This is a genomic window from Paenibacillus sp. FSL W7-1088, from assembly GCF_037969855.1.
Lineage (GTDB): Bacteria > Bacillota > Bacilli > Paenibacillales > Paenibacillaceae > Paenibacillus.
The window spans coordinates 3,252,249-3,277,005 of record NZ_CP150216.1; the positions used below are offsets into that span (position 1 = coordinate 3,252,249).

Annotated in this window: 23 protein-coding genes, 1 pseudogene and 1 riboswitch; of the genes and pseudogenes, 21 read left to right on the forward strand and 3 right to left on the reverse strand. The window is 44.2% G+C overall.

The genetic code is table 11. The features are described 5' to 3' along the window. The first annotated feature begins 19 nt into the window (after positions 1 to 19). From MKY42_RS14840 to MKY42_RS14860, 5 genes are all read left to right on the forward strand, one after another. Entirely contained in the window at positions 20 to 310 is a 291-nt protein-coding gene (locus tag MKY42_RS14840) for a hypothetical protein (RefSeq protein WP_339852086.1), read from the forward strand. Between the two features lie 46 nt (positions 311 to 356). Further along, positions 357 to 455: riboswitch (TPP riboswitch) on the forward strand. Positions 456 to 576: 121 nt separating this feature from the next. Further along, entirely contained in the window at positions 577 to 1,248 is a 672-nt protein-coding gene (gene tenA / locus MKY42_RS14845) for a thiaminase II (RefSeq protein WP_339852089.1), read from the forward strand. A 50-nt stretch (positions 1,249 to 1,298) separates the two neighbouring features. Beyond that, positions 1,299 to 1,832, forward strand: coding sequence for a GNAT family N-acetyltransferase (locus tag MKY42_RS14850; RefSeq protein WP_339852092.1), 534 nt, complete (start codon positions 1,299 to 1,301; stop codon positions 1,830 to 1,832). An 88-nt stretch (positions 1,833 to 1,920) separates the two neighbouring features. After that, complete coding sequence (locus MKY42_RS14855; RefSeq protein ID WP_339852095.1) at positions 1,921 to 2,070, forward strand: TetR/AcrR family transcriptional regulator; 150 nt, start codon at positions 1,921 to 1,923, stop codon at positions 2,068 to 2,070. Positions 2,071 to 2,088: 18 nt separating this feature from the next. After that, positions 2,089 to 2,271 carry a hypothetical protein gene (locus MKY42_RS14860; protein WP_339852098.1) on the forward strand — a complete coding sequence of 61 codons (183 nt, stop codon included), beginning with the start codon at positions 2,089 to 2,091 and terminating at the stop codon, positions 2,269 to 2,271. A gap of 78 nt (positions 2,272 to 2,349) precedes the next feature. Here the strand turns inward: MKY42_RS14860 and MKY42_RS14865 are convergent, their stop codons facing one another. Beyond that, positions 2,350 to 3,789, reverse strand: coding sequence for a DHA2 family efflux MFS transporter permease subunit (locus MKY42_RS14865; RefSeq protein WP_090902273.1), 1,440 nt, complete (start codon positions 3,787 to 3,789; stop codon positions 2,350 to 2,352). Between the two features lie 281 nt (positions 3,790 to 4,070). On the opposite strand from MKY42_RS14865, the gene MKY42_RS14870 reads away from it, so the two are divergent. Beyond that, positions 4,071 to 4,676: a TetR/AcrR family transcriptional regulator C-terminal domain-containing protein gene (locus MKY42_RS14870; RefSeq protein ID WP_339852100.1), complete on the forward strand. Its 606-nt coding sequence runs from the start codon at positions 4,071 to 4,073 to the stop codon at positions 4,674 to 4,676. A gap of 68 nt (positions 4,677 to 4,744) precedes the next feature. On the opposite strand, the gene MKY42_RS14875 is transcribed toward MKY42_RS14870, so the two are convergent. Beyond that, positions 4,745 to 5,404: a hypothetical protein gene (locus MKY42_RS14875; RefSeq protein WP_339852103.1), complete on the reverse strand. Its 660-nt coding sequence runs from the start codon at positions 5,402 to 5,404 to the stop codon at positions 4,745 to 4,747. Between the two features lie 184 nt (positions 5,405 to 5,588). Then, positions 5,589 to 5,864, reverse strand: coding sequence for a hypothetical protein (locus tag MKY42_RS14880; RefSeq protein WP_339852105.1), 276 nt, complete (start codon positions 5,862 to 5,864; stop codon positions 5,589 to 5,591). Between the two features lie 207 nt (positions 5,865 to 6,071). On the opposite strand from MKY42_RS14880, the gene MKY42_RS14885 reads away from it, so the two are divergent. From MKY42_RS14885 to MKY42_RS14955, 15 genes and pseudogenes are all read left to right on the forward strand, one after another. Continuing rightward, positions 6,072 to 7,031 carry an ArsR family transcriptional regulator gene (locus MKY42_RS14885; RefSeq protein ID WP_339852108.1) on the forward strand — a complete coding sequence of 320 codons (960 nt, stop codon included), beginning with the start codon at positions 6,072 to 6,074 and terminating at the stop codon, positions 7,029 to 7,031. A gap of 175 nt (positions 7,032 to 7,206) precedes the next feature. Then, complete coding sequence (locus MKY42_RS14890) at positions 7,207 to 8,157, forward strand: glycoside hydrolase family 43 protein (protein WP_339852111.1); 951 nt, start codon at positions 7,207 to 7,209, stop codon at positions 8,155 to 8,157. Between the two features lie 361 nt (positions 8,158 to 8,518). Further along, positions 8,519 to 10,273, forward strand: a complete 1,755-nt coding sequence (locus MKY42_RS14895) for a sugar-binding domain-containing protein (protein WP_339852115.1) — start codon at positions 8,519 to 8,521, stop codon at positions 10,271 to 10,273. Positions 10,274 to 10,329: 56 nt separating this feature from the next. Next, a pseudogene (locus MKY42_RS14900) lies at positions 10,330 to 11,729 on the forward strand (family 43 glycosylhydrolase). Positions 11,730 to 11,881: 152 nt separating this feature from the next. Then, positions 11,882 to 12,913, forward strand: a complete 1,032-nt coding sequence (locus MKY42_RS14905) for an ATP-binding cassette domain-containing protein (RefSeq protein ID WP_339852118.1) — start codon at positions 11,882 to 11,884, stop codon at positions 12,911 to 12,913. Continuing rightward, complete coding sequence (locus MKY42_RS14910) at positions 12,910 to 13,725, forward strand: ABC transporter permease (RefSeq protein WP_339852121.1); 816 nt, start codon at positions 12,910 to 12,912, stop codon at positions 13,723 to 13,725. Before MKY42_RS14905 ends, MKY42_RS14910 begins: the two co-directional genes overlap by 4 nt. A gap of 131 nt (positions 13,726 to 13,856) precedes the next feature. Continuing rightward, positions 13,857 to 14,531 (forward strand): response regulator transcription factor, encoded by a 675-nt coding sequence (locus MKY42_RS14915; protein WP_339852124.1) that lies wholly within the window; start codon positions 13,857 to 13,859, stop codon positions 14,529 to 14,531. Beyond that, positions 14,528 to 15,601 carry a HAMP domain-containing sensor histidine kinase gene (locus MKY42_RS14920; protein WP_339852126.1) on the forward strand — a complete coding sequence of 358 codons (1,074 nt, stop codon included), beginning with the start codon at positions 14,528 to 14,530 and terminating at the stop codon, positions 15,599 to 15,601. The genes MKY42_RS14915 and MKY42_RS14920 overlap by 4 nt, the downstream gene beginning before the upstream one ends. 269 nt (positions 15,602 to 15,870) lie before the next feature. After that, positions 15,871 to 16,485 (forward strand): hypothetical protein, encoded by a 615-nt coding sequence (locus MKY42_RS14925; RefSeq protein ID WP_339852128.1) that lies wholly within the window; start codon positions 15,871 to 15,873, stop codon positions 16,483 to 16,485. 86 nt (positions 16,486 to 16,571) lie between these two features. Beyond that, entirely contained in the window at positions 16,572 to 17,246 is a 675-nt protein-coding gene (locus MKY42_RS14930; RefSeq protein ID WP_090897475.1) for a response regulator transcription factor, read from the forward strand. After that, positions 17,243 to 18,610 carry a HAMP domain-containing sensor histidine kinase gene (locus MKY42_RS14935; RefSeq protein WP_090897479.1) on the forward strand — a complete coding sequence of 456 codons (1,368 nt, stop codon included), beginning with the start codon at positions 17,243 to 17,245 and terminating at the stop codon, positions 18,608 to 18,610. Before MKY42_RS14930 ends, MKY42_RS14935 begins: the two co-directional genes overlap by 4 nt. Before the next feature lie 224 nt (positions 18,611 to 18,834). Then, complete coding sequence (locus MKY42_RS14940; protein WP_090897482.1) at positions 18,835 to 19,821, forward strand: alpha/beta hydrolase; 987 nt, start codon at positions 18,835 to 18,837, stop codon at positions 19,819 to 19,821. 130 nt (positions 19,822 to 19,951) lie between these two features. Continuing rightward, complete coding sequence (locus MKY42_RS14945) at positions 19,952 to 20,935, forward strand: alpha/beta hydrolase (protein WP_090897486.1); 984 nt, start codon at positions 19,952 to 19,954, stop codon at positions 20,933 to 20,935. Between the two features lie 132 nt (positions 20,936 to 21,067). Continuing rightward, entirely contained in the window at positions 21,068 to 22,522 is a 1,455-nt protein-coding gene (locus tag MKY42_RS14950; RefSeq protein ID WP_339852134.1) for a Platelet-activating factor acetylhydrolase plasma/intracellular isoform II, read from the forward strand. 34 nt (positions 22,523 to 22,556) lie between these two features. After that, entirely contained in the window at positions 22,557 to 24,647 is a 2,091-nt protein-coding gene (locus MKY42_RS14955; protein ID WP_179264946.1) for a serine hydrolase domain-containing protein, read from the forward strand. The last annotated feature ends 110 nt before the right edge of the window (positions 24,648 to 24,757 follow it).

Below are 24,757 nucleotides of genomic sequence, written 5' to 3' on the forward strand. Positions count from 1 at the left end.
ATCAGAAATGAGGTGAACTATGACGTATTCACAGCGCTTATCTCACGGCTACTCTTCAGATATCATCTATCTGGAGCATCAGATTGCCATCGCCGAGGAGGAATTGGCAAAGGCCGAGGAAGAGCGGCGGGCATACGAATCGGATTTAAACAAGTTAAGGACGTCTCCGGCGTATCATTTAACTTCAACGACGAACGTCTCTAATGAGCAACAATGGGTGGATGAGTTAAACAAGGTACAAAGTATGATTAAGACCATCCGGACCCGACTTAAGAACCTGCAAGAAGATTTAGGGGAACTTGAAGATTAATAGGAATGGATTGACATTTGGAAAAACACATGTTGTAATAAGCCTGAGCTATTTGCAGGGGGACTGTTCGCAGTTGAGAAGGTTAAAACCTGACCCTTTGAACCTGTTAGTTAATACTGACGTAGGGAGCAAATGACATGTACTCATGTTATTTTGCCCTTGCCGAAAATAGGTCAAGGGCTTTTTGGTCTGCATTTTGGGGGACAGAACGCGATAGCTGACTGTGAAGCGGGGGCATCATGATTTGAATAAAAGGAGCAATGATCATGTCATTTTCGAGAACGTTAAAAGATAAGTCCAGAACCGTATGGGAAGATGGATACAATCATCCTTTTTTACACGAAATGGGGAAAGGCACACTGGATCAGGAAGCGTTTAAGTTTTATCTTCTTCAGGACTATACATATCTGATTGAATATGCGAAGATTTTTGCCATGGGTGCAGTGAAGGCGACAGATGAAAAACTGATGACGAATTTTACGGTGATTCAACACGCTATTCTGTACGAAGAAATGGATTTGCATCGAAATTATATGAAGGGATTTGGGATTACGCTGGATGAAAATCATACGATCAAACCGTCTCTGTACAACAAGGCGTATACGTCGAATATGATGAGTGTTGCACAAACAGGTGGTGTTGCCGAAATCATCGCCGTCATTTTCCCTTGTGCGTGGACGTATTACGACTATGCCACAAGATTAAAAGAACAATATCGAGATTCATTAGAGGGCAATTTCTATCAGACGTGGATCGAAAATTATGCAAGTGATGAATTCCGCGATTCATTCGAATGGTTCTATGATACATTGGATGCATTATGTGAACATAAAACCGAGCAGGAACTGGAGGCCATTGAAGACATATTCAGAAGAAGTGTTGAATTTGAATATCTGTTCTGGGATATGGCTTATAAACGGCAACTTTCGTACTTCTGATGAATGAAATCTCAACTCTATTACAACCAGAGACAAGGATGAACATACAGATGAACAATCATGGGGAACGCATCTATTTACGATTTTTGAACGTGGAGGACGCGCCAGCACTGCTGGATTTGCAGCTCCGTAACCGGGCTGTTTTCGAAGAGATATCGGCAAGTGAACGATCAGAGACATTCTATACACTGGAGGGTCAGGTCGCCCTTCTTGAAGGCTGGAACAAGGCGAGGGAAGAAGGGAAACGTTACTCTTTCGGGATCTTCCTGAAGCATGCGCATGAGCTTATTGGGGAGATCTCTCTGTTCGAACTTGAACTGGATTCCATCAGCAAATGGATTGTTGGTTATGTGCTCGACCAGGCCCGGAATGGCAAGGGATACATGAGTGAAGCTCTGCGGCTAGTACTTAATTTTGCCGTGAATGACGCTGGAATAAAACGAGTGGAGGCAGGTGCACTGCCCGACAATGCCGGATCAATTCGAGTGTTGCGCAAGGCGGGGTTCCAGGAAACCGACCGTCAGAATATTAAAATCAAGGGGATTTGGAAGGAACATGTGATGTTTGCAGTGGATTTGCAGTAGATGGTTGAATAGCGCAACGTGAACCACCTATATCATCAGGGGGAACTTATGAATAAACGGAAACAAATGTTATTGGGACTCAGCACTTGTGCTCTTTGAGAGACATGGAGTGACCAACACTTCCATACAGATGATACTAGACGAGTCAGGTGTGTCCAAAGGAATATTTTACAAAATTCTTTGGTTCAAAAGATTTGTATTCTTGCCATTCTGGAGCAGCGTGTGCAGGAAGACATGATGATTCGCCAGAGCTTTGGTGAGCCAAAGCTATGCTTCCGATTTTGATCTGCTGGTGGATCAGATTATGTTCCCGATGATGTTGCCAGAAACAAAGCGGTTGTGGAGTTATTCTACGTTAGCGCGGAAGATCTCTCTCCAGTGGAGAGGCTACGGTTTATTTTATTATTTCATACACAAAAAAGCGGCAGATTGGACGTAAAGCTTAGGGTCCTGATCTGCCGCTTTTGGTATGCGAGACTATAGGCTCTACATGATGTAATTCATGTTGATACTGTTCTTAATTTGTATTCATCGAGACTTTTTGTCTTACAGGCTGTTTGGAGTCTTCCTCCGTTGCTTGTTTGGTACGTTTGATGAAGAAGGAAAGTAGCAATCCCACAACGGCAATGCCGATAATGACAACATAAGCATCATTAATTCCCTGGATCATGGATTCCATTCCCAACTGCTGCTGGGTTAAGCCTTTGGCTGCTCCCGTGGCCACCATATCCTGTACATGTGCCGTTGTGCGACTGGTCATTACACTTACAAGCAATGAAGTACCCACAGCGCCGGCTACCTGTCTGACGGTGTTGGATATTGCTGTACCGTGTGGCCCAAGTCTTGGAGGCAGTTGATTCAAACCTGCAGTTTGGATCGGCATCATGAGCAAGGCCATACCAATTCGACGACCTGTTGACATTAATACAAGGTAGGTATAGCTGGTAGAATCGGTTAGATCAATGAAACCAATAGTGGTTACGATCGTGATAACCATCCCGATAATCGCCAGCCATTTTGCACCAAACCGGTCAAACAATCTACCGGTTATTGGCATCAGGAAGCCCATGACAAGCGCTCCTGGAAGCAATAATAATCCGGACTCCAATGCCGTGTAACCCCGTGCATTTTGGAGGTACAAAGGAAGCAACATCATATCGGCATACATGATCATTGTGATCGCGATATTAATGATCGTGGTCAGAGAGAACATATTATACTTGAAAGCCCGCAGATCGAGCAGGGGATTTGCTGACGCGAGCTGTCTCCATGTGAACAGTCCAAGAGCAACAACTCCTGCTGCAAGGCATATGATGACTTCTGCACTTGACCATCCCAGACTTCCCGCCCGGCTGAAGCCATACAGCAATGCGCCGAATCCAATCGTGGACAGCAGTACGCTGAGCGTATCGAATTTGAGTTTGACCCGTTCAGATACATTTTTGAGATATACAAACGCAAAACCAATAACAATAACGGTTAGTGGAATCATCCCGTAAAACATCGTTTGCCATGTGTAGTGCTCAAGAATATAACCAGCAAGGGTTGGCCCAATGGCCGGAGCGAAAATGATGGCAAAACCGACCATACCCATCGCGGCGCCCCTTTTCTCAGGAGAGAACAAGGTAAGAATGACATGCATCAACAATGGCATGATAATACCAGCACCGGCTGCTTGCACCATACGTCCTGTTAACAATGTACCGAAATTACTCGCAAGGGCAGATATAATCGTACCGATGAGGAAAATAAACATCGAAGCTTGAAATAATTGCCGTGTCGAAAAGCGTTGCATGAAATAGGCTGTGATGGGAATGAGGACTCCATTCACCAGCATATAGCCTGTCGTAAACCATTGGGCTGTTGCTGCTGAGATATTAAAATCACCCATCAGCTCCGGCGTTGCCACACTCATAACGGTTTGGTTCAATGTGGCAAGAAATGCACCCAAAATCATAACAAACAGTATGGGGCCCTTTTTTACGTCATCTCTTTCTTTTAATCTAGCCTGACTCAATCCATTCCATCCTTTCAATCCACACGTGACTAAATTTACAACGTGTTGTATAGTTTACATTGTATCTATTGAATTATATACATATTCCCGCAGATTACAATTTACGATTTTGGGTATTTTCGTTGCTTATTTTACGAAATAATAAAATATGTCGTCTAATTCGGAAATAAACGACTGATCATTTAAAATTGTAATTTTCAAAATTTGAGGAGTGATTTTGCATGAAAAACGATAAGAAGTCTGCTACAGATCCTCGTATACTTCGTACAAGACAGTTGATTCGTGATGCTTTTGTAGATCTGTTGCAGGAAATGGACATCGAGAAATTGTCCGTCAATCGAATTGCAGAACGAGCGACGATCAATCGGGTGACCTTTTATCTGCATTATCGGGATATCACAGACATGATGGAGAAAATGGCGGATGAGATGATTGAGAACATTGAACGCATTGTGGACGAACATGCTCCTCAATTTGAGGATGCTGCCAAAGACGATGGTTGGCCAGTGCTAGTGAAATTGCTTGAACACTTTGCTGACCATTCCAAATTCTATCGCGTCGTTCTCGCTTCCAGACGAACGCCTATTTTTACGGAGAGGCTGTTGAAATTGCTATCGAAACTCGTTTCGGCCAAGATCGAAAGCTTGGAGCTGGAAAACTCTCTTTCACAAGCGGGTATTCATAAGGAGATCGCCATCTGGTACAGTTCCTCAGCCCTGATTGGTACCATTGTATCCTGGCTTCGCAATGACATGCCTTATGCACCGCATTTTCTAGCTAAACAGTTCTCATTAATTCGTGCGTATTCTTATAATGACTTGATATAACAAAAAAACATCCAGCTATAGTCAGGCTCAACTATACGCGGATGTCTTTTCAACAGATTATAAAAGGGCTATTCTACTGTCGGAGTTCGTAATATCATATAGAGTCCGATGAGTGCTGCGAGAGCACCAAAAAAGATGCCTGATAGTCCATTGTAAAAGGTAGGATCTCCTTTGTATGAGAATGACATAATTGCAGTTTGTGTTAAAGAAAGTGAGATTAATGATGAGGAGAAGTTCGTCAGTTTGATGGCTTCGATGACCGGTTCATTATTCCGTCTCGCCATAATGGCGCCCCCAAGAGAAACGGCGATCTCAGTAAAAGTAACGGCAGCGATGATGAAGGCGACATAGTGAGGGTAATGCGTCCTACTGCCTGTGAAGAACAATAACTTGCTGCAATAGATGATGTAGACCACACTTGAAGCGAGTACAATATTGCCTATAAATCGGTATGCAGCGTATTGTTTCTTTAGAATATCCTCCGGGCTGGAATCAGTAAGATTCGAGTCCTCATGTGCTTTTGCTGCGTAATATTTGGCAACAGCGATGCCGATATTATAAAAGGCGTTAATGCATAAAAAGAAGGAGAGCGAGAAGATTCCCAAAAATATTTTTCCAGCTGCGATAAGGGCATTGAGTGGAATAGATAATTTTGCAAAGTAGATAATGCGATTATTTTTAACTTTAAAGACAGATTCCCCTCTATTCACTGGACGTATCCAATTCACTGTATCCCTCCCGAACGAAACCCCGATGTGCAAAGAATGAGCCTAGTGTTCAAGCATACCATAGTAAACCATATGGTCCACGTATTAAGTTTAGACATGTTCATCCCTGCCTGTAATGTAATCCTGTATAAATGATGCTTTCATTTGCTTCTCATGTGGTTAAAAGTGGATAAAAGATAGAAGATCACATTAGAGGAGTTTGCGATGAAGACTCGAGGTGGTCTTCTTTTGGCGTTATTTCTCTGTTTTCGTTAGGAACGGAAAACTGCTGAGCGAGAAGCTGCTGCTCCTGAATGAGCAGATCGACTTTATGGTGAAGATGGTCCAATTGTTTGTTGTAATGCTTGTAGGTATAGAATCCGATTACAGCCTTAATCGCAAAGAAAATGAAAGCTGCCGCAATAATCAATATATAGTTAGAAGCAATATGCCTAATCCAGCTGTTGATTTCACTTATCACGTTTAACCTTCCTTTCGCAAGAAATGCAATAAATGCAAGAAATGCAGATTACTTCTATTCATTGCCTTTACTATAGAAAAGATTACGTGGAAAATGTTCTCAAATGCTTTCTTTCGCAAGCATGATTTACTCATGGCAACATTGTGTTTATTCCTCTTATTCAGTAGAATTATTTTTAATTAATATTTTCCAAAGGAGAGCAAATACGTGCTGGAACTCAGCTTTAACGACCCGGAAAAACTGGTAACTGTAACACATGCCCTGTCAACTCGTTCCCGGATTGACATTCTCCAGCTTTTAAATGCCAACAAATTAAACATTATCGAAATTGCAGAAGCACTTAACCTGCCGGTGTCAACGGTAGCCAACCATATTAAAGTGCTGGAGGCAGCGAATTTAATACATACGGAAATGCTCCCGGCCTCTCGCGGGGCCATGAAGGTTTGCAGCCGCAATTATGATGATATTCATATTGCCCTGGATCGGGTAAGATCCTTTCCCGCACGGGAGACGAATGTTTATGAAGTACAGATGCCGATAGGGCATTACAGCGACTGTGAAGTTGAGCCAACATGTGGCATGGCGAGTACGGAGGAAATGATTCTCAAGGAAGACGATCCGGCGAGCTTCTATCATCCCAAGCATATTGACGCTCAGATCATCTGGCTGGCAAAAGGTTATCTGGAATATTTGCTTCCTATGGATATTCCGCAAGGTGCAACGATTGAAGCTTTGGAATTATCCATGGAAATCTGCTCTGAAGTAGCGACCTATAACAATGATTGGCCCTCGGATATTTCCGTTTGGGTGAATGGCACTGAGATTGGGATGTGGACTAGTCCCGGAGATTTGGGCGACCGCCGTGGTAAACTGAATCCGGCTTGGTGGTCTGATGGTTCCACACAATATGGCATTCTCAAAAAATGGCGTGTGGACAGCAACAAGACCATGCTGGATCAGGAGAAAATCTCGGATGTGTCCCTGTCAGATCTTGATCTGGAGGATAAACCCAAGTTAAGATTACGCATTGGAATCCATCCGGATGCCAGACATCAGGGAGGCATGAATCTGTTTGGGCATGAGTTCGGAGATCATGAACAGAACATTATTATGCAGGTAAGGTATACGATGAATGCGGGTGATAAGCATCCGAGATATGCCAAATAACGGTACTTCATTTATCGTGAGTATCGAGCGGTTTAAACCAAACTTGTTTCATCTGGAGCAGGGTGAAGGTATATCCAAGTCCCGTTCACATGCTTATGATGAAATAACACTGTTGTCTGCAAACAAATCCTGCCAGATAATAGAAAATAGCGCGACAGGAAGGGAGAGGAAAAAGATGAAAACCAGTACATTTCGTAACCCGGTGGCACTGCAATCCGCAGACCCATGGGTCTACAGGCATGTCGATGGTTATTATTATTTTATGCGGACACGTTCTAATTACCTGGAGCTTATACAATCCACCCGACTATCTCAGATTGACGAAGGGATGCGAAAAATCATTTGGTCACCGGAGCCTGGCGGGCGTTACAGCCATCATTTATGGGCGCCGGAAATCCATTTTTTGAATGGGAAATGGTACATCTACTATACCGCCAATGATGGGGGAGGGGACGATTCACGGCGGATTTGCGTGCTGGAGAATGAAAGCTCAAATCCCATGGATGGCGAGTGGATATGGAAGGGGGCTCTGGACACTCCTGTCCCTGGTCTGGATGGTACCGTGCTGAAGCTGGGTGGTCAACTCTATTTTCTGTACGCAGGCTACGGTCATTTTCCGGACTATGGGTCAGCGATCTATATAATGCGGATGTCTAATCCTTACACTCTGACAGGTGACCATGTGCTGTTAACAGCTCCGACCTTTTCGTGGGAAAAGCAAGGCGGGATGGCGATTAATGAAGGCCCGGTTACGCTGCTTCGCAATGGACGAGTTTTTCTGATTTTCTCGGCCAGCACAACCTGGTCGGAAGATTATGCACTTGGCATGTTGACCATGAATGAAGAAGATGATCCGATGCTGACCTCATCATGGATCAAGTCACCACAGCCCGTTTTTCGGAAGAGTGCGGAGAATGGTGTATATGCGACAGGGCACAACAGCTTTACTACATCACCGGATGGTCTGGAGGACTGGATCGTATTTCATGCTCTTCCGGCACCGGGTGCTGATACCGGCTTACGGGCAACACGCATACAAAAATTTGAATGGAACAGGGATGGAACACCTGATTTTGGTGTGCCTTTCAGCGATGATCATGCGCTCCCAATTCCATCGGGAGAGTAAGACATAAGACTCAAGAATAAGGGATGGGTATGCCTATAGTTACAAATATTTTGTAATTAAAAACGAAATAGATAAATGTTATGATAAAAACGAATGTTTTCAATAGACGAAGAAAGTAATAATTATTTTGGCTTTAAACTGGATTTTACCGCATTGTAACAGCATTTTAATGGTTTGATCCAGTTAATAAATAACTTTATCATGTTGTTTGAAGGAGATGTAAATAAGAATACAAGACATATTTTATTACAAGAAAATAAATTGAAAACGTTGACATCTAATTATTGTGTAATTATAATTTGATTCAAATCCAGAAAATCATATATCGGTTCAATCAAAGGTTAATAGGAGTGATTTACGTATGAATAAAGACAAGATGACATTGACACCACGCCCGGAATACCCTCGCCCTCAGTGGGTACGTAACGATTGGATCAATCTGAACGGAACTTGGCAGTTCGAAATGGATCATGGCAAAAGTGGAAAAGAACGAGGTTATGAACAGTCCGAACATCACCTCTCTGGAACAATCACTGTTCCATTCTGTCCAGAGAGTAAACTGTCCGGGGTGGCCTATACCGATTTTATGGCAGCAGTATGGTATAAACGTGAGTTCTCCATCCCGGATGCCTGGATGAATGGACGCATTTTGCTCCATTTTGGCGCTGTGGATTACGAAGCCGAGATCTGGGTCAACGGAAAAGCTGTTGGCAAGCATCGGGGAGGTTATTCGTCATTCCATTTCGATATCACACCGTATGTTTCGTCGGGGACGAATGTAGTCACCGTTTATGCGGAAGACGATGTGCGTTCAGGACTTCAGCCGCGAGGCAAGCAGAGCGAACGATTCCACTCACATGGCTGCGATTACACGCGGACGACCGGCATCTGGCAAACGGTGTGGCTGGAGCAGGTGCCAGAGGTGTATCTCTCCGACATGAAAGTCGCCGCTGATCCTGATAATGCATGTGTGCACCTGGAAGTGAAAATATGCGGTAACGCTGCTGGAGGGAAGCTGGCTGCAACTGCCCGCTTTGACGGCAAGGATGTTGGATCGGCAACAGCGGTTGTTCATGGACCTGTTGTGAAGCTTACTGTCCCATTATCCGAAATCCATTTATGGGAGCCGGGCAATGCCAGATTGTATGATTTGGAGTTAAATCTGCATGGGCAGGATCAGACCATTGATACAGTAGGCTCGTATTTCGGACTGCGGACGGTAAGGCTGGATGGCATGGCATTTCGCATCAATGAGAAGTCCGTTTTTCAGCGGCTTGTGCTGGATCAGGGCTTTTACCCGGATGGCATCTACACGGCACCCAGCGACGAGGATCTGCGCAAGGACATCGAGATCTCCATGGGGCTTGGCTTTAATGGAGCGAGATTGCACGAAAAGATGTTCGAGCCACGTTTCCTGTATTGGGCTGACCAGCTTGGTTACCTGGTATGGGGAGAACATGCTAACTGGGGACAGGATATTACAACGACCGAAAGCCTTGCCCGGTTCCTGCCGGAATGGATGGAAGGTATGGAACGTGACTTCAATCATCCATCGCTTATCGGCTGGTGTCCGTTCAACGAAACGTGGGATCGCGATGGAACGCGGCAGGATAACGACGTGCTCCGCATTGTCTATGAGATGACTAAACGTATGGACCCGACACGTCCTGTCATTGATACGAGCGGTAATTTTCATGTGGTGACGGATATCTTCGATTTGCATGACTATGATCAGAACCCGGAAACGTTCCGGGAAAGATATGAACCGATGAAAAGCGGCGGGGAAGTGTTCAATACGTTTCCGGAGCGGCAGACGTATGAGGGCCAGCCTTATTTTATTAGCGAGTATGGCGGTATCTGGTGGAACCCCGATCAGCAAGATGAGAAAGCTTGGGGCTACGGGGACAGACCGCAATCCGAAGAAGCTTTCATTGCACGTTATGAGGGCTTAACCAACGTCCTGCTGGACCATCCGAACATGTTCGGATTTTGTTATACCCAGCTATACGATGTGGAACAGGAAGTGAATGGACTGTACACCTATGACCGTCGTCCGAAATTCGACCCGGAAACGATTCGTCGCATTAATTCCCGCAAGGCTGCCATCGAAGATTGAACGTTGTAGGTTAGTTGCGTGCATGATCCATCATCCGTTAAGGAGCGTGACTGTAGATGAAACTAATCAATTACAGGAACAAATGGTTGCTGGCCTTATGTGCATTTCTTATTTTCCCAATGGGACAGACGACGCATGCAGCCACCGTGCAAAATAACTTCTACAATGTCGTGATGCAAGATGGAGCAGATCCATGGGTTTACAAGCACACAGATGGATTCTATTATTTCACCAAAACAACAGGTGGCAACGTTACCATCTGGAAGTCAGCTCAATTAACGACCATTGATGCCGCCCAACCACAGTGGTGAATACCGGCTGCTGCGGCATCTGGGCCCCTGAGCTTCATTACATCAACGGTGCATGGTACATCTATTATGCCAAGGATGATGGCGACAACGTCAATCACCGCATGTATGTTATGGAAAATACGTCAGCTGATCCTACACAGGGAACCTGGCAATACAAAGGACAGATTACGGACTCCACCAACAAGTGGGCCATCGACGGGACGGTATTACAGGTGAATGGACAGCTCTACTTCATCTGGTCGGGTTGGGAAGCAGATGCGAATGTAAGGCAGAATCTGTACATTGCCCATATGAGCAATCCCTGGACGATCGATTCAAATCGCGTGGAAATTGCACGACCAACCTACGCCTGGGAAACCAATCATTCCCCGAATGTAAATGAGGGACCGCAGGTAATCGTTCGAAACGGAGTTATCAGTCTAGTCTACTCAGCAAGTGGTAGTTGGACCAACGACTATTGTCTGGGGCTTATTACCGCCAACGCCTCAAGCAATTTGCTGAATCCGGCATCCTGGAACAAGCGCAGTCAGCCTATCTTTCAATCGGGCAACGGCTTGTATGGTCCAGGTCATCATTCTTTTACGAAATCGCCTGACGGAACTGAGGACTGGATCATATATCATACAGCGAAATCCAATAATTCCGGATGGAATCGTGAGATACTCCTACAGAAGTTCGCCTGGAATGCTGACAATACCCCGAACTTGGGTACACCGGTGAATCCCAACGCACCCATTGCTCTACCTTCGGGAGAAAAGTCAATCGTTCGATATGAAGGAGAAGAGGGAACCTTTGGGGGGATTGCTTATGCGTCCCAGAGTCCTTCTGGTTCAGGCGGCATGAAAGCTGGTCATATTGATACTGCGGACAGCTATGTAGAATTTAACGTCAACGCAGCAGTTGCAGGGCAATATATTCTTCTGGCAAGGACGGCGAATGGCACAGCAGGTGGAAATTGGTCCAATCTGCTGCTGAGTGTGAATGAAGGTACAGCCAGCCCATTCTACATTACGAACAAGGGATGGGAGAATTGGGGGCTGTCTACAGCAAGAGTTCAGCTAAAGGCTGGTGTGAACAAAATTCGTTTCTCCAAAGGTGAAGGATATGGAGAATTGGACTTCTTTGATATCAAACCTGCAAATTAGAGAATGATAAATCCGATCTGAACCCTGCCGGTGTCCATTTGGACCTTGGCGGGGTTTTGCGTTTTGAAATTGAAAACTTTCTGATTCCATTCATATTCAGTTCATAAAAGTACGATATTCTTCCCCTATAAACGATATGGGAGGAACCACAATTGAACAATACACAGCAAAGAGCAACAGGTAATGAACTTGGAGATTGGGCCATTGAAGCAGAGGGGCTTGTTAAAATCTTTGGAGATAAACGTGCAGTCGATGGTGTGAATTTGAACGTGAAGGCAGGTACGATCTACGGCGTACTGGGCCCGAATGGAGCAGGGAAAACAACAACCATTCGGATGCTGGGTACGCTGCTTCGGTCCGATGGAGGATCAGCCAAAATATTTGGGCATGATGTGGTGAAGGAGTCTCATATTGTGCGCCAGCTGATTGGACTTACAGGACAATATGCATCGGTTGACGAGTCACTTAGTGCCAACGAAAATTTGATGATATTTTCACGGCTCCTGGGTCTTGGCCGAGCAGAAGCGAAGCGCAAAACAGCCGAGCTGCTCGAAGAATTCGGCTTGACGGAGGCGGCGAAACGTCCGATCAAAGGGTTCTCGGGAGGTATGCGCCGCCGTCTGGATCTGGCAGCAAGTCTTATTGCTCAGCCGCCGCTGATCTTTCTGGACGAACCGACGACTGGACTTGACCCACGGACACGTGCACAGATGTGGAATACGATTCGCCAGTTGGTCAAGACCGGTTCAACGGTGCTTCTGACCACACAATATCTCGATGAAGCGGATCAACTGGCTGATCGTGTTGCCGTAATCGATCAGGGTCATGTTGTGGCCGAAGGCACGGTAGATGATTTGAAAGCCTCCGTTGGCACTGCATCACTTCAACTGCGTATTCAGGAACCGACACGGATTGAACACGCCCGTCAGATTGTGGAGCAGATCCTTCGAACAGAATCCAGTGTATCAGCGGAAGCAGGGAAGATTACTGCGCCGATGGCAAATGCAAATATTGCAGCAGATCTGCTGATTGCCTTCCGTTCGGCAGGCATTGATCTGGCAGAGATGAGTGTCCAGAAACCTACACTTGATGAAGTATTTCTTACCATTACGGGCCAAGATGCGAGTGGCAATACGTCTCATACGTCTCAAGAATCAAAAGCAGTGGAGGAGTTGCAAGTATGAACAGTACGATAGCGAAACAAAACCCAAGCCGTAAGCTGAGAAAATACACAAGCTTTGGACAAACCGTCCGAAATTCCTTAACAATGGCTTATCGCGGGATCTTGAAGGTTAGACGAACACCAGAGCAATTATTCGATGTGACGCTACAGCCGATCATTTTCACATTGATGTTTACGTACATTTTTGGCGGTGCGGTCTCAGGAAACATTCAAGCTTATTTGTTGGTCATTATTCCGGGTATACTTGTGCAGACGGTAATTACAAGCTCAGTTGTTACGGGTGTGCAATTGCGTGAGGACATGGATAAAGGGGTATTCGATCGATTCAAATCATTACCTATAGCACGTATTGCACCACTGGCCGGAGCATTGCTGGCAGACACGATACGCTATACCATTGCAACATTCCTTACCTTTACGATTGGATATTTATTAGGATATAGCCCTGCAGGGGGATTGGGTCATGTCGCCATGGCAGGATTGCTGGTTATTGTGTGCGCTTGGGCGATCAGTTGGATTTTTGCTTTTCTCGGTGTTATTGCACGTACAGCGTCCAGTGTACAAGGGATTTCCATGCTCGTATTGTTTCCGCTCACTTTTGCTTCGAACGCTTTTGTTCCGGTAGATACGATGCCAAATTGGCTTCAGTGGATTGTTAATGTCAATCCGATATCCCATTTGGTCTCAGCTGTACGGGATTTGGCGAATCAAGGGTCAATGGGCACAGATTTGGTGACTAGCCTAGCTGGAGCGGCGGTTATTGTAGCCATTTTTGCACCATTAACAGTACGGGCATATATGCGCAGAACGTAATTGGAAATCATCAAATTTTGCTAAAAAGTCTAGTATGTCAGGAAAGAGACGTTATGCCTTCATGGTATAAGGTCTTCTTCTTGACAGAATGTGGAGTATAAGGCAAGGTTGAAAAAATGGAGGTGGTCACATTGACAAGCATATTGGTCGTTGATGACGACCCGCATATCCGAGAGCTGGTAGGACATTTTTTACAGCAGGAAGGTTTGAATGTAATCGAGGCTGTTGACGGTTTGGATGCACTGCGATTACTCGCTTACCATAAGGTAGACCTTGTCGTTCTTGATATTATGATGCCAGGCATGGACGGATGGGAATTGTGCCGCCAGTTGCGGCAGCAGACGGATCTACCGCTATTGATGTTGACGGCCAAAGGAGAAACCTCGCAGATCATCAAAGGTTTTACCCTTGGGACGGATGATTATCTGGTGAAGCCTTTTGATCCGCTGGTGCTGGTTGCCCGAGTGAAGGCTTTATTGAAACGCTATCGGATTATGACTTCACAAGTGATTCTTCTTGGTGAACTGGTCCTGCGCGGTGATACGTTTGAGTGCAAGAAAGCTGATCAGGATATTGTGTTGCCACGCAAGGAATTTGAACTGTTATTCACCCTTGCGAGTTATCCTGGCAAGACCTTTACCCGTGATCAATTAATCGAAAAGATCTGGGGTTATGATTACGAAGGGGACGAGAGAACGATTGATGTGCATATCAAGCGACTTCGTGAACGGTTTCCGGAGGAAGAGCATGCTTTCGTCATTCGTACCATGCGAGGTTTGGGCTATCGCCTGGAGGTACGACAATGAAGCAGGAGGCTGGATTTCTTCATATTGCCAGAAACGTCATTCTGGTATCTCTGGCTCTGTTTGCTTGCTGGACAGCAGCTTTCTACCTTACGAGATATGTGTATTCCTTTATCCCATGGGTACCACATGAATTGCTTGCTTTTCTGATCAATGCCATGCTTGGGTTCATTTTCTTTGGAATATGCATTACCATTATCGGTCCGCTGGTTAAAGGCAGGCAGTATGAATTTTTTAATGAGATGATTCAGGCTTTGAGAAGCATTTCCCGGGGGGATTTTCGTGTGAATCTGGATCCTGAATTTGCTAATAGAAACGGGAGACAGAGAAATCCCCACCCGTATGTGCAGTTAGTTGAAAGCATCAATGACATGGCGGCAAATCTCAAAGTGATGGAAGATCTGCGTCAGGAATTCATCTCGAATGTATCACATGAGATCGGATCACCGCTCACGTCAATCAGTGGCTTCGCCAGAGCGCTGAAAAATAAAGATATGGACCAGGAGAAACGGGAAAAGTATCTGACGATCATTGAGACGGAATGTGTTCGTTTGTCCAGACTCAGTGATAATTTAATGAAGCTCGCCGTTCTGGATTCATCCGAGCATGCATCTCACAAATCATCTTACCGCTTGGATCGGCAGCTGGTGACTCTGGTTCTGGCCTGTGAACCCCAATGGGATGACAAAAAAATTGATATGAACGTAGAGCTGGAGGAAGTTGAAATATTTGCTGATGAGGACTTGATGATTCAGTTGTGGATCAACCTGATTCATAATGCAATCAAGTTCACGCCAGAAGGCGGTAAAATTGATGTTTTCCTTACGCAAGGTGAAGGCAAGGTCAGTGTGCGTATTACTGACAGCGGACCCGGCATTACCAAGCAGGATCAGCTTCGCATATTCGAACGGTTTTACAAAGCGGATCAATCCCGTACACGTGCCTTGGGCGGCAGTGGGCTGGGACTTTCCATCGTGCATAAAATTGTGGAGATGCATGAGGGCACTGTCTCTGTGTTCAGTGAACCGGGGGAAGGTGCGACATTTACTGTACAACTACCGGTCCATTCATAATCATAAAAAGGGTAATCGATGGACGTGTCCGTCAATTCCCCTTTTTATTTCAATTCATTCTGCTGATATTGTACAAAATAAGGTATATAAGTGATAAGCTGCAGGGTAGCCATTACATAAGTCCGTAAGGAGTGAGTATTCTGCTGATATCTTCCACTCACCAACAGCGTTTGATTGACGTGATGAATTCATTCCCGATACAACCTAAATACTCCAAAGCACAGCTGCTGATTAATGATCTGAAATTAAGCTCTTCGGGAGCGGTAGAGATGTTCTACTCCCCGCATAATGAATATATCAATCCTGCCGCAAAAGTCATGCTTGTTGGCATCACACCAGGTTGGAAGCAGATGGAAATTGCTTATAGAACGGCGATCCAGGCTTTGAAAGCACACAACTCATATGAGCAAGCCTGTAAAGAAGCCAAAATAGCGGCAAGAATGGCGGGCTCCATGCGCAGCAATTTGATTCAAATGCTCCAGGAAATAGGCTTGCATGAATATGTAAGAGTGCCCCATGTGCAAAGGTTATTTGAAGCTGATTGTACGTTGTTACAAACAACTTCTCTGATTCGGTATCCAGTCCTGGTAAATAAGCAAAATTACAATGGACATCAGCCTTCCATTCCTCAAAATGCCTTTTTGTATCAAGCCGTACTTGAGTCATTTCTACCTGAATTGGAACAGTTAAATCATCCTCTTATTATTCCATTAGGAAAGTCGGTGGAGGCTGTACTACATCAATTGCTAGATGAACATAGGTTAGTTGAAGGGAAAATTTTATGGGGATTCCCTCATCCATCTGGTGCCAACGGCTCTCGTGTGAAACAGTTTCTTCATAACAAGGCAGGGATGCAGAAAACTTTGAGAGGATGGCGTGATTAGATTACTTGCTTTTTGCTTTTTATAAAAATCAATAATAGTATAATGGTTACGACTACATGACATGGAAACAGGAAAAGAGGAAACACATGCCTACAATACTGGTTGCTGACGATGATCCGAATATTCGTGAACTCGTCTGTTTATTTTTGAGAAATGACGGATTTGAAACGGCTGAAGCCGCGGATGGCAAAGAGGCACTGACTGTATACGGCTCAACCCATGTTGATCTTGTTGTGCTTGATATCATGATGCCTGTCATGGATGGCTGGACGTTATGCAAAGAGCTGCGAAGAGCCAATCCTGATCTTCCGTTGCTCATGCTGACTGCGAGAGGCGAGACCTGGGAGAAGGTGAAGGGCTTCGAACTGGGAACCGATGATTATTTAACGAAACCGTTTGATCCGTTGGAGCTCACGGCTCGTGTCCGAGCATTACTGAAACGATACAAAATCGGCTCCACGCAGACGATCCATTTCGGCAACGTCATTCTGGATCGACAAACCTACAAGGTGACGAGAGGAACAGAGTCACTTACGCTGCCGCTGAAGGAGTTCGAATTGCTCTATAAGCTTGCTGGAACACCAGGACAAGTCTATACACGTGAGCAATTGATCGATCAAATCTGGGGCATTGATTACGCTGGTGATGATCGAACAATAGACGTACATATTAAACGCCTGCGTGAACGGTTCGCGACGACATCCGATTTTCGGATCGAAACGGTCCGAGGTCTGGGATACCGGCTTGAGGTTTACGAATGATTAGATCGTTATATATTCGTGTGGTCCTGACATTTCTGGTCTCCGTTATCGCCGGCACGGTCATTTCTTTTTTTATGTCCACGATGATATTCGAAGATCAATTGAATGAAAATGCTCAAATTAACATACGTAACTTCGGCCAGGATGTCGTGCAGATTTACAAGACCCTTCCATTAAGTGAAGCTGAATCGTTTGTCAGTGAAATGAAGCTACTGAATTCGTATCATATTCGAATTTACGATGCAACCGGTCAGTTCCAGTCTTATGGAAAGCTTAACGGACATAAATCGGCCCCGGTGACGAAGGAGCAACTAAAGAAAGTGTTAGATGGGGGCGTGGTCCAGGACAATCCGAACGGTATTGCCACAGTTCTTTTAGGTTTGCCGGTGAAAACGGAAAAGGGAGCGAAAGCCATGTTTTTTGAGACGCTCGCTCCACCTTCCTCCTTGTTTGTCGTCCAATGGGCTTCGATCTTTGCAACCTGTTCATTGATTGTAGGAAGTATTATCATTCTGATTGCTTCCATATTTTTGGTTAGACCGATCAAAAAACTGACAAAAGCAACGAAGCGGATCGCTGCTGGAGATTTCAACGTCAAGCTGAATATCAAGCAAACTGGAGAACTGGGCACACTGGCGCGCAGTTTCGAAGAAATGATGCATGATTTGCAGCAGTTGGAGCAGATGCGCAGGGAATTCGTAACGAATGTGTCGCACGAGGTTCAATCTCCGCTGACTTCAATCTCCGGTTATGCTCAAGCACTGAAACAAGTAAATCTCTCAGAGCTAGAACGAAGCCGATATCTTGAGATTATCATCGCCGAGGCGAAGCGGATGTCCAAAATGAGTGATAATCTGCTCAAGCTGAGTTTGCTTGAATCACAGTCACAGCAACCGCGACTTAGCACACTCAGCCTGGATGAACAGATCAGACGGGTCATTGTTACTCTACAGCCGCAATGGTCTGCTCGCAACATTCACTTTGAGCTGGATCTCCAAGCCGTTAAAGTCTTGGCTGATCACGACCAGTTGAACCAGGTATGGACGAATATTCTTAGCAACGGTATCAAATTTTCCAAGGATGGGGGCGTAATTCACGTCAGCACCAAGCAGGATATCAAGAACGTGATTATTCGAATCTCCGACACAGGTATCGGTATCCCTCTTGAAGACCAGAAGCGCATATTCGAACGATTTTTCAAGTCGGATCGATCTCACAGTCGCAAGTATGACGGCAGTGGTATGGGACTTGCCATTGTTAAACAGATTGTATCGCTTCATCAAGGGGACATCCGAGTAGAAAGTGAACCTGGTCAGGGAACGACCTTTATTGTTACGTTGCCCATCACTCCACCAACGGAATAGTTAGGCTTACTTACAGGATAATGTGGAAGTGTAGAATATTCATCTCATTGTTTAAACCATATTTTCAGGCCACGTTTCACATGCAAGCTGCCGCGCATGTGAAACGTGGTTTTTTTGGTTTGTTCATATTCAGTTCATATTGACGTCATGATGAGGACATCTGAGTTGGTTAGGCTTGGATTAACGTCTTGTTACGGCCAGTAAACAGATGAGGACAGGAGCAGATGAGTGTGACACAAGAAACAGAGAAGCAACCGTGGGGTGGAACCAGAACGAGAAAAGTGTTGAACATTTTGCTTAAAGTATTAGGTGCAATCGTTATAGTCATCCTACTTTTCGTGGCCACCGTGTATAGCGTTAACAAAATCAGCAGTCATTCGGAGCAAAAAAGAATGGAAACGTATGGACAGCGCGTGTCTGTAGATGGAAAACAGATGAATGTCAGCATTCAAGGAAAAGGAGAAGAAACGATCGTCCTTTTACCAGGGTTTGGAACAGCGTCACCCGCACTTGATTTTAAGCCGCTTATCTCAGAGCTATCCCCATATTATAAAGTCGTTGTTATTGAGCCTTTTGGTTACGGATTAAGTGATCAGACCGAAAAGGAACGCAGTACGGCAAATATCGTAAGTGAAATTCATGACGCGTTACAGAGTCTCCATATTGATCGCTATATCCTGATGGGTCATTCCATATCGGGGATCTATAGTCTGGATTATGTGAACAAATATTCAAACGAAGTAAGTGCATTCGTGGGATTGGATAGCAGTGTTCCAGCGATAAGTGAACAGAAGATTGATTCGTCAGATACACAACCGATTAAATGGTTCCGTAACTTAGGATTTGCGCGAGTACAATTGAAACTGAGTGCTGACCCTTATGATGGACTACCATATGATGAGCAGACCAAAGAACAATTGAACATTCTGATCCGAAAAAATATGTATAATACCACTCAATTAAATGAGGCAGAGAGCATGTATTCCAACTTTAAAGCAGCTGAACAGCTAACGTTCCCTGTAAATCTCCCTGTTCTTTTCTTTATTCAAAAGAATCATCCGGCAGCGGAGAATTGGATTCCCGAGCATGAGAAGCTAATAGAGAACACTGTGCATAGTGAAGTGGTGCTGCTGGAAGCGAATCATTATCTGTATCGTTCCCATGCCAAAGAAATTGCGGAAAAATTCAGGGGATTTATGACGTCCCGGTAAATATTAATTTATTTGCTTGTTCATATTCAGTTCATATTTACGTCACGGGGAGTACATTTTCACGGGTTAAGATTTAATTAGCAGCAGAGAAGAGAACCCAACAAACAGTTCAAGACAGGAGAAGATGAGAGTGACACAACCAGAGGAAAAGAAAGCGAAGAATGGATCGAGGGCCAGGAAAGTACGAAATATTATACTTAAAGTACTAGGAGCAATCTTAATTGCCATTATTTTATTTCTAGGTATTGTTTATATCACAAATGTGATTAGTAGTAATTCAGAGGCGAAAAAGATAGAGCCCTATGGTCAGCACGTATCTGTAGACGGGAAAAATATGAATGTGTTGATCCAAGGTGAAGGCAAGGAAACGATTGTGCTTCTGCCTGGTTTTGGAACAGCAACACCAGCGCTTGATTTCAAGCTGCTTATTGATGAATTATCTCCATATTACAAAGTTGTTGCAGTTGAGCCTTTCGGTTACGGATTAAGTGATGGAACAGAAAAAGAAAGAACCACAGAAAATATCGTAAGTGAAGTTCATGAAGCTCTGCAGCAACTTGATATTCATCAGTACATGCTCATGGGTCACTCTATTGCAGGTATTTACGGCATTGATTATGTGAACAAATATCCGGATGAGGTAACTGCCTTCGTCGGTATTGACAGTAGTGTTTCCACCCAACCAAGTATTACAGATGCGAAGTTCCCATTAAAAACGTTTGCTCTTCTCAGAAATACAGGTCTCTTAAGATTAATGATGAAAGTGAGTGCAGACCCCTATGAGGGACTGGCATTTGATGATCAGACCGTTGAGCAAATGAGAATGATCTCGAATAAAAATATGTATAATCCCACGTCATTAAACGAGATGGATCATATTTATTCCAATTTTAAAGGTGCTCAAGGTTTAACCTTCCCTAAAGACCTTCCACTTCTTCTCTTTGTACAAGCGAATAATGAAGGTGTAGAAGGATGGATACCGCTGCATGAAGGGCAGATCAAAGATTCGGTACATGGGAAAGTAATCACAATGGATGGTTCACATTATTTACACCATACTCAATTCAAAAAAATTGCTGAAGATGTTAGAGCTTTTATGAACGAAGCGAAATAAATATGGTGTAAACGTACACTCTTTGACTTACCAGGTGTGTATGAACGAATATGAAAACCGTCCTGCGGGGCGGTTTTTCCATAGTAAATCCAATTCGGATGATGTCCGTGATGAAAGAGAGAGGAATTCAACATGAGATTATTTGAAATACTTTTAGTTCTATCCTGTTTCGCGTTACTCATAGACCTACTATTTATTAAAAGAAGTTCTAAGAAAACAGGCTTGGGTTTGGGTATAGGAAGCAGCGTTATATTATTAGTTCAATTGTTTGTTGAGGGATACAGATGGCAGCTGCTTTTGGTATATATCATGACGGCTCTATTCATAATCATAGTTTTACTCAGGCATTCCGAAAAAATGGTGAATCTAAAAATAGGGAAGTTCTTGAAATATAGTTTATCTTCCTTAATCGTCATTCTACTTGTGATATCTACTGCCTTGTCTGTATACCTACCTGTATTTAATTTGCCGAAGCCGGATGGTCCAGAGAAAGTGGGTACTCAAACCTTTCATTTTACGGACCAGAACAGAGACGAAGTCTTAACTGAAGATCAGAGCGACAAGAGGGAACTAATGGTTCAAGTCTGGTATCCTACGGAGAACATGAATAACAACAAGCGTGACACGCTGTTTCCAAATGATAAAGAAATGTTCAAAACGTATATTAAGAGCTTCTCTGCTTCTTTAAAACTGCCCGAATTTTTGCTCGACTACTTGAAGTATAGTCAAACCAACTCTTATGAAAATGTAGAAATATTACCTTCCACAAGTCCTTATCCCGTGGTACTGCTATCTCATGGTATGGGAACCAGTAGAGTTCTACAAGCATCACAGGCGGAGAATCTGGCCAGTCATGGGTTTATCGTAGCGACAATCGATCATACGTACAGCACCTTTGCGACCCTTTTTCCGGATGGCCGTGTAACGGGCTATACAACAAAGATGACAACCATAGATGACCGCAGAGAAATTGGGGATATATGGACAAAAGACGTGGAATTTGTAATCAATCAAATCGAAAAGCTGAATTCAGGTGCAATTGAAAGTCAATTCAAAGGGAAAATGGATTTAAATAACATCGGTGCGATGGGGCATTCTTTTGGGGGTGCAACGGCGTTTAATGCAACGTATTTGGATCCTCGAATCAAGGCCGGGGTTAATATGGACGGGTCACTGAATGAAGTAGAAAATAGAGATGATATAAACAAGCCGTTTATGTTCATCAGATCGGGAAGTTTTAAAGACTGGTTAGTCAATTTTGAAAATGATAGAAATTCGGATGACGAAGTAAATAAATTTCTTTCAGATGAGCTGCACATTATGAAAAATGTTATTGAACATGGGGGAAATGTGATTTATATAGAAGGAACCCAGCACTTCAATTTCACGGATCTTCAATTCTATTCGGAGCTGGTTAAACTGTCCGGGATCACAGGAGACATCAATGGTAAAAGAGGAGCAAACATCGTAAATCAATATGTACTCGATTTCTTTAATAAGCAATTGAAAGGAACGGGCGGAACTCTGATTGAGGGGCCGAGCGACAAGTATCCAGAGGTGAAATTTATAGATCCAAAAGAACTCTAATCAACCTAAACATTTAAATCAGGAGATGATGTGAATGGGACGACAAAAGGGAAAACGAATGTCAATCACCGCCTTAACTCTGGCGTTAATGATGTTATCTCCAATGTCAGTACTGGCCGCACCAGCTACGAGTAACAACAGCAATCTGACGTATGAAGCAACCAAGAAAATTGTAGCGGAGAAAGCGAAGATCCTTACCGAGACGTACGGTACGACCAGTGTGCAATATGCCCTTATTGATGGTGGAGAGATTGTGGTGTCCGCTCAAACAGGCAAAAACGATCTAAGGGACAAGGTGCCTCTTACTTCAAATACAATCTATGGCATAGGATCAACTAGCAAAATGGTGCTTACAGCCGCTGTGATGAAACTAGTTGACGAGGGAAAGATGGATTTGGATCTGCCTGTTGTGAACTATTTACCTGATTTTAAGATGAAAGATCATCGCTACACACAAATCACACCGCGCATGCTGTTGAATCATTCTTCCGGTCTGTTGGGCAGCACTGGAAGCAATGCCACATTGTATGGAGATAATGATACGTATTCACATGATACGTTTCTAGATCAATTGGCGAATCAAAACCTGAAAGCCGATCCAGGAGAGTACTCCGTATATTGTAACGATGGTTTTACATTAGCGGAGATTCTAGTCGAAAGAGTTAGTGGCATGGGCTTTACTGCATTTATTCACAAATATATTACAGAGCCTCTGGACATGAATCACACCAAAACACCACAGGATGTGGTTGATCCGGCAGCAATGGCGGGAATCTATTCTCCTTTGGTTGAAGGCCAGCTTCCTCAAGAGAATTATAATATCATCGCTACTGGAGGCATTTATTCCACTGCTGAAGATCTTGTGAAATTTTCACAAATTTTCACGGGAGAGGTCGAGGGCATTCTTTCCAGTAAGTCGGTAGAGGCCATGGCGCAAGAAGAATACAAAAGAGGCATGTGGCCGGAGGATAGCGATACGTCTATATCTTACGGGTTAGGGTGGGATAGTGTAAATTTGTACCCATTCAGTGAATACGGCATCAAGGCTGTTACGAAAGGTGGAGATACCATATCGTATCACTCATCTTTAATCGTACTGCCGGAATATAATCTGGCTGCAGCCGTTACCTCATCAGGTGGGACAAGTGCCAAAGATCAGTTCATTGCGAGTGAATTATTACTCAGCGCACTTGAAGAAAAGGGGATTATTACAGAACGGAAGCCAGAAAAATCGTTTGGTGTACCAGTGAAGGCAGATGTACCTAAAGAAATAGCCACGAATGCAGGTATATATGGCGGCAATAATTCGGTTAAGAAGATCGAAATGAATACTGCTGGACAAATGACTGTATCCACACCCACAGCTCCAAGTCATCCGGCTCAAAAATACACCTATACAGCGGATGGTACTTTTGTTAACGATGAAGGCACGGAAAAGTTGAAATTCGTTAAGGAGAAGAATGGAAGGACTTATCTGTGGTATCGATCTTATATATCCTTGCCAGGACTTGGACAATTGGCTTTCTCCGAATATAAAATGGAGAAGCTGGAAGCCAATGAATTATCCCAGGATATTACGGCCTCATGGGAGCAGCGTGAAGGTAAAAAATATTACCTGGTGAATGAGAAATATACATCAACAGTTTATCTACATTCGTCACCAATTCTCCCGATTCATACGAGTAAGGAGACTCCGGGGTATGTGTCCAATAACAAGATTATTGGAGCAAACGAAGCAGTCACTGAGCTTCAGATCCCTGGCATGGCTGGACGTGATACCAAGGAGATTTATTTCGCCGAAAAGAACGGAGTGGAGTACATCACAGCTGTAGGTAGCATATACGCCAGTGAGGAACTTGTTCAACCACTCTATTCGGGAAAACAATCTGTAACAACGATTCAAGCAGATGGATATGCCAAATGGTTTTCGGTACCAGCAACTGTGAAAGGAAAAGTTATGACCGTTAAACTGCCTTCAAATGGTGCCTTTGCCGTATATGATCAAAAGGGGATTTGTATTAATCACACCGTGGTCAGTGGTAAGAATGAAGTTGTTTTACCAGAGAACGGCCGCATCGTATTTGCAGGTGAGGTTGGCTCCAAATTTGAAATTTCATTGAAATAGACGAAGTCTTCGTCCCCTTTAAGTAGACACTTAAAAACCCTCATAAATTCAGGAGGGTTCAAGTGACACTTGGAGGGGATATTTTTATGGCGAAAAAAAGGAAGAATTAA

Coding starts and splice junctions, on each gene's coding strand:
- MKY42_RS14890 (WP_339852111.1), top strand. CDS start 7,207: ATGAAAACCAGTACATTTCGTAACCCGGTGGCACTGCAATCCGCAGAC.
- MKY42_RS14850 (WP_339852092.1), top strand. CDS start 1,299: ATGAACAATCATGGGGAACGCATCTATTTACGATTTTTGAACGTGGAG.
- MKY42_RS14940 (WP_090897482.1), top strand. CDS start 18,835: ATGAGTGTGACACAAGAAACAGAGAAGCAACCGTGGGGTGGAACCAGA.
- MKY42_RS14920 (WP_339852126.1), top strand. CDS start 14,528: ATGAAGCAGGAGGCTGGATTTCTTCATATTGCCAGAAACGTCATTCTG.
- tenA (WP_339852089.1), top strand. CDS start 577: ATGTCATTTTCGAGAACGTTAAAAGATAAGTCCAGAACCGTATGGGAA.
- MKY42_RS14840 (WP_339852086.1), top strand. CDS start 20: ATGACGTATTCACAGCGCTTATCTCACGGCTACTCTTCAGATATCATC.
- MKY42_RS14955 (WP_179264946.1), top strand. CDS start 22,557: ATGGGACGACAAAAGGGAAAACGAATGTCAATCACCGCCTTAACTCTG.
- MKY42_RS14910 (WP_339852121.1), top strand. CDS start 12,910: ATGAACAGTACGATAGCGAAACAAAACCCAAGCCGTAAGCTGAGAAAA.
- MKY42_RS14865 (WP_090902273.1), bottom strand. CDS start 3,789: ATGATTTTGGGTGCATTTCTTGCCACATTGAACCAAACCGTTATGAGT.
- MKY42_RS14925 (WP_339852128.1), top strand. CDS start 15,871: ATGTTCTACTCCCCGCATAATGAATATATCAATCCTGCCGCAAAAGTC.
- MKY42_RS14935 (WP_090897479.1), top strand. CDS start 17,243: ATGATTAGATCGTTATATATTCGTGTGGTCCTGACATTTCTGGTCTCC.
- MKY42_RS14870 (WP_339852100.1), top strand. CDS start 4,071: ATGAAAAACGATAAGAAGTCTGCTACAGATCCTCGTATACTTCGTACA.
- MKY42_RS14895 (WP_339852115.1), top strand. CDS start 8,519: ATGAATAAAGACAAGATGACATTGACACCACGCCCGGAATACCCTCGC.
- MKY42_RS14950 (WP_339852134.1), top strand. CDS start 21,068: ATGAGATTATTTGAAATACTTTTAGTTCTATCCTGTTTCGCGTTACTC.
- MKY42_RS14930 (WP_090897475.1), top strand. CDS start 16,572: ATGCCTACAATACTGGTTGCTGACGATGATCCGAATATTCGTGAACTC.